Consider the following 3,741-nt stretch of genomic DNA (forward strand, 5'->3'; position numbering starts at 1 on the left):
CCGATCTCCTGGATCGAGTAGGCGAGTTCCTCGGTCGCCGAGGCGACGGTCTGGACGTTTCCGGACGTGGCGTCGGACGCTGCGACCACGGCCTGGGACTGCTTGGCCGTCTGCTCCGCCACTGCCGCCATCTGGTCGGCCGCGTGGCGCATCTCGTCGCCGGCCGCCGCGACCTCCGCCAGCGCGGAGGAGGACTTGTTGCCGAACTCGCGGAGAAGGCGGTCGATCGCCGCGGTCCGCGCTTCCTTGGCGCGCTGCTCGTCCGCCTGGGCCGCCTCCAGGCGGCTTTGCTCGGCCGCGTTGTCCCGGAACACCGCCAGCGCGCGTGCCATGGCTCCGATCTCGTCGCGGCGGTCGGCAAAGGGCACGTCGATCCCGATCGTGCCGCCGGCCAACGCCTCCATCGAGCGGGTCAGCCCTCGCACCGGGCGGCTGATCGCGCCGGCGACGGCAAGCCCCAGTCCCGTGGTCAGGAAGGCGGCCGCCACGGCGGCGGCGAAGAAGGCGAGCGTCGCGGTTTCCGAGCGATCCTGGGCGGCGGAGGACGCCTCCTGCGAGACCGTCTTCGTCCGCCCCTCCAGGTCCGCGAGCTGATCGAGGAGCTTGGCGTAGATCTCCTCCGTCGCGAACATGAAGACCATGGCGGTGGCGGTGTCCACGGCCACCATGTCGGTGACCTGGCGGGCGGACTCCCCGTATCCCGCCAGTTCGGCCCGGATCGCGTCGGCCGTCTCCGTCGCGCCCGGACCGTCGGCTTGCGTCCCGATGCCGTAGACCGCGAGCGTGGCGGGGTCGAGCGCCACCGCCCTGAGCGGGAGGGCGGAAGTCCCCACCGCGTCGAGAGGGCCGTGGAGCTTTTCCAGTTCCTTTTCGAGCTGGCCGCCGTCGCTGTGGTTGGCGGCCACGCCCATGATGCGGTAGAGGTCGGCATGAACGGCCGACAGGTCGGCCCGGAGTTCCCCGATCACGCGCGCGTCCTCGAAGACGTCCGCGATCAGGCTCCGCAGAACCTGCTGCTGTCCATGCTGGACATAGCCGCCGAAGCTGGCGGTCCCAAGCATGGCCGCCAGCCCGAGCGCAGGTACGAGGAGTATTTTTGCTGAGATGCGCCAGTTCGGCAGGCGTAGGTTCTCGTTCATGACGCTCCCTCCCGTGGTGGGCGGCCCCGCGCCCGCCTTCTGGTTCATCCCGACGATGCCGGCCTACTTCTTGTAGAAGCCGACGCCGCAGACGTCGTCGCCGACCTTTTTGATGAAGGACGACTTGGGCTCGATCCTCTTGGTGGTGGGGTTCGGCCATTTGTAGTCGACCCATCCCTCGCCCGCGGTGGAGGCGACCTGCAGGAACTCGGCGACAAAAGTCTTGCCGTCGCTGTCCTTCAGGGACTTCAGGTTCTTGCCGAGCAGCGCGTTGTTGCCGCCATGCGCCTTCATGTCGCCGTCCATGCTCAGGCAGAACACGTAGAGGTCGCGGTCGACGAAGGTGCCCTTGGTATCGCTGAACTCCTGGTAGGCCGCCGGCGCGCCGACCTGGGCGACGTGGTCGGCCGCCTTGAGCATGAGCGCCTTGGCTTCGTCGGCCGTTCCGAACTCGCCGGCGAGGGCGGGAGTGGCGAGAAGGCCGCAGAGCGCCAGGGTCGCCAGGACAGAGTGCTTGCTCATGGTAATTTTCCTCGTAAATTTCCGCCAGAAACGTTCTAATGCGGTCTGTTAGAGCGTGATTTATGAAATTTAACTGCTCGTTACGATGAGGCCAAACTATCCGTTTGCGTCGTTCCGCTGACCCGTCGCATAGGATCGTATGGAATCGAACCGTCCTGATCGGCGGGTCCGACGCGTCGTGCCGCCTGGAGCCGGGGTCCGGGCGGGGCGCCGCGCGGATGAGGCTGCGCCGGGACGGGGATGACGCAGGAGGTCTTGATGAAGGTCACCGTCTGCCAGTTCGACCCGCGCGCCGGGCATCTCGACGAGGCGCTCGACAAGCTGGCGGCTCACGTCAGGGCTCACGAAAGCCGCTTCGTGCTCCTGCCGGAACTGTGCTTCTCCGAGTGGCTGGCGGCGGATCCGGAGCCGGATGCCGGGCGCTGGCGGCGCGCGGTCGAGGCGCACGACGCCCGTATCGCCGGGCTCGATGCGCTGGGGGCCGAGGCCGTCGTCGGAACGCGACCCATCGTCAATGCCAACGGCAGCCGGCGCAACGCGGCCTATCTCTGGGACGCCCGCAGCGGGACGGCGGCGTCGCTGCGCGAAAAGTACTATCTGCCCGACGAGGAAGGCTACTGGGAGCATCGCTGGTACGACCGCGGCGAGAAGCGGTTCGATCTCGGACGTGCGCTCGGCATGCGGGTGGGCGTGCAGATTTGCACCGAGATGTGGTTCTTCGAATGGGCGCGCCATTACGGCGCCTCGCGCGCCGATCTCCTGTGCGTGCCGCGGGTCACCCCGCACGCCTCCGCCGACAAGTGGCTCGCGGGCGGCCGGACCGCGGCCGTCTGTTCGGGCGCGTACTGCCTGTCCTCGAACCTCTGGTACCCCCCGGGGGGCGAGGCCGACTGCGGCGGCCTGGGGTGGATCATCGATCCGGAAGGCGACGTCCTCGCCCGGACCGATCCCGACAATCCCTTTGCGACCGTCGAGATCGATCTCGATCTCGCCAGGCGGAGCAAGTCGACCTACCCGCGCTACGTGCCGGAATAGGGGGCGGCGAGGTCGCGGAGGTCACGGACCGGCAGCGCGGCGTGGCCCCGCAGACCGCAGTGGGTCCGCGCGGCGTGCGCCGCCGGTTCCGCCTGCCCGTGCCCATCGACCAGCGCCTCCCGATGCGTCAGGTCGGGAGCCGCTGGTCGATGGGCAGGTCCCGGACCTCGGCGAGCAACGCCTCGCGGAACGCGATCTCGGCGCGGCTGAATTTCGCCTGGGTGTTCCATATCAGGTGCACGTCCACGGGCGTCACGCCCTCGTAGGGCGGCAGTTCCCACAGATGGCCGTCGGCGACGTCGCGGGCGGCGATGTGCCGCGGCAGCGGGCCGAGGCCGAGGCCGCAGACGATCATGCGCCGCACTTCGTCCAGATTGGCGGAGGCGCCGACGATGCGGCCGGCGAATCCCTCCCGCGCCCGGAAGACGGCCAGGGGGGACAGGGCGCCGCCGATCTGGTCGGTCGTGAAGGACACGAAATCCTCCTGCCGCAACTCGGAGACGTCGAGGCCCGTCCGGCCGTAGAAGCGGTGGCCGCGCCCGCAGTAGAGGCAATAGGTCTGGTGGATCAGCACCTCGCTCTGCAGCCCGGGTATGGCCTCGCGCATCAGGCAGATGCCGAGGGAGGCGATCTTCTGCTGCAAGGCGACGTGAATGTCGGCCGAGGGGATGACGTCGATCCGGAACGTGACCTTGGGGTGGCGCTCATGGAATTCCTTCAGGATGCGGTCGAGCAGCTGCGTCTGGATCCGGCTGGTCATGAGGATGCGGACATGGCCGGAGATCTCCTCGCGGATCTCGCGCACCAGGATGCCGAACCGGCTGATGGTGCCGTAGATGTCAACGACCTCGCGGTAGATCATCTCGCCGGCTTCCGTAACGCGGAAAAGCCCCGGCCCGCGCTCGATCAACTGCCGGCCGAGCTTCGCTTCCAGCCGCTTCAGCGCCAGGCTGACGGCCGGCTGGGTCACGAACAGGCGGGACGCGGCGGCTGTCATGCCGCCCTCCTGCACGATCATCATAAACGTCCGCAATAGGTTCCAGTC

At 68.4% G+C, this 3,741-nt stretch carries 4 protein-coding genes; 1 reads left to right on the top strand and 3 read right to left on the bottom strand.

The features are described 5' to 3' along the window. Together VGO20_RS16125 and VGO20_RS16130 are read right to left on the bottom strand one after the other, a co-directional pair. A partial coding sequence (locus VGO20_RS16125) for a HAMP domain-containing protein (protein WP_327503397.1) occupies positions 1-1,139 on the bottom strand: 1,139 nt, incomplete at its 3' end. A gap of 63 nt (positions 1,140-1,202) precedes the next feature. After that, positions 1,203-1,661 carry a cache domain-containing protein gene (locus VGO20_RS16130; protein ID WP_327503398.1) on the bottom strand — a complete coding sequence of 153 codons (459 nt, stop codon included), beginning with the start codon at positions 1,659-1,661 and terminating at the stop codon, positions 1,203-1,205. A 258-nt stretch (positions 1,662-1,919) separates the two neighbouring features. Here VGO20_RS16130 and VGO20_RS16135 point away from each other — a divergent pair, with 258 nt between their 5' ends. Continuing rightward, positions 1,920-2,696 carry a carbon-nitrogen hydrolase family protein gene (locus VGO20_RS16135; RefSeq protein WP_327503399.1) on the top strand — a complete coding sequence of 259 codons (777 nt, stop codon included), beginning with the start codon at positions 1,920-1,922 and terminating at the stop codon, positions 2,694-2,696. Between the two features lie 127 nt (positions 2,697-2,823). Here the strand turns inward: VGO20_RS16135 and VGO20_RS16140 are convergent. After that, on the bottom strand, positions 2,824-3,741 hold a 918-nt coding region (locus VGO20_RS16140), incomplete at its 5' end, for a LysR family transcriptional regulator (protein WP_327503400.1).

The sequence above is a fragment of the Arenibaculum sp. genome (genome assembly GCF_035998295.1).
In the GTDB taxonomy this organism is placed as follows: domain Bacteria; phylum Pseudomonadota; class Alphaproteobacteria; order Azospirillales; family Azospirillaceae; genus DASYHS01.

What these genes read in the sequence shown, in the direction of transcription:
- VGO20_RS16135 (WP_327503399.1), top strand. Translation starts at nt 1,920, where the DNA reads ATGAAGGTCACCGTCTGCCAGTTCGACCCGCGCGCCGGGCATCTCGAC.
- VGO20_RS16130 (WP_327503398.1), bottom strand. Translation starts at nt 1,661, where the DNA reads ATGAGCAAGCACTCTGTCCTGGCGACCCTGGCGCTCTGCGGCCTTCTC.